This window comes from Aquiflexum sp. (assembly GCF_977115555.1).
This window is the reverse complement of sequence record NZ_CDSBKL010000665.1, coordinates 1-1,003: the sequence shown is the minus strand read 5'-3', so window position 1 is coordinate 1,003 and position 1,003 is coordinate 1. Positions and strand designations below refer to the sequence as shown.

Sequence of the window (1,003 nt, the reverse complement as noted above, 5' to 3'; positions counted from 1 at the left end):
GGATATTCTCCTGACTCGTGCATTTTTTTCAGTGAATCGATCACAACAGGTTTGTCTTCAGTGTAGGTGACTCCAAACCATGTTTTGCCACCTTCCAGGATTTCGAAAGCAGCTTCCCCTGATTGGATCAGGTTGTTGGCCACAGTCGGGATATAAAATTCAGACTTGAGATACTCTTTGTTGGCTGGCAAGAAATCAAGCCACATTTTTTCAATATCCGAAAATACATTTTGGTGAAAACCCCAAAAATTCATGGATACAGGCGTTCCTTCTTTGATTTCTAGGACTTCACCATCTCCTTTAGCAAGGATTTTTTCTCCCTCCCTTGCGATGGAAGTTCTTTCGATCATGCCGATGAGTTGGTTGGCTTCATTCATCGAACATACACCTCGGCTGACGGTGCCATGTTCTGATAATACATTCTCAATAGCATAGCCCACCATGGCATGCAGGTCAGGTCTGACATTTTCAACCAAGAATTTCCCCAAAACCTCAAAAGCCTCTTTGCCATAAAAATCATCTGCATTGATCACTGCAAAAGGTTCGGCAATCGCATCTTTGGCACAAAGTACGGCATGCGCAGTGCCATAAGGTTTTACCCTTTCAGGATTTTGGAATTCTTCCGGGACAAAGCTTTTGATGGACTGAAGTACAAAGTCAACTTCAATTTTACCTTCTAATTTTGGTAAGAACAGGTCTTTGGCAGTTTGTAGGATTTCCTCTCTCACAATCAAGACTACCTTACCAAACCCCGCACGGATGGCATCATAAATTGAATATTCCAGAATGGTCTCCCCGCTTGGGCCAAATCCGTCGATCTGTTTGTTTCCTCCGTATCTGCTGCCCATTCCGGCGGCGAGGACTAAAAGTGTTGGTTTTTTACTCATAAAATTGGCGTGTCGTTTTTCAGGCCTCAAAGTTAAGTTTTTCGGCATTCTCACAAAGAACTCATGAGTTTTATTTACAAAACGTAATTAATTTATTCATTTTGGTTAATTTACCT

The 1,003-nt window shown here is 42.0% G+C and carries 1 protein-coding gene; it reads right to left on the bottom strand.

From position 1 onward, the window contains the following. The coding region (locus tag ACZFYI_RS20540; RefSeq protein ID WP_462525980.1) for a nucleotidyltransferase family protein at positions 1 to 887 on the bottom strand (887 nt) is incomplete at its 3' end. Positions 888 to 1,003 lie beyond the last annotated feature (116 nt).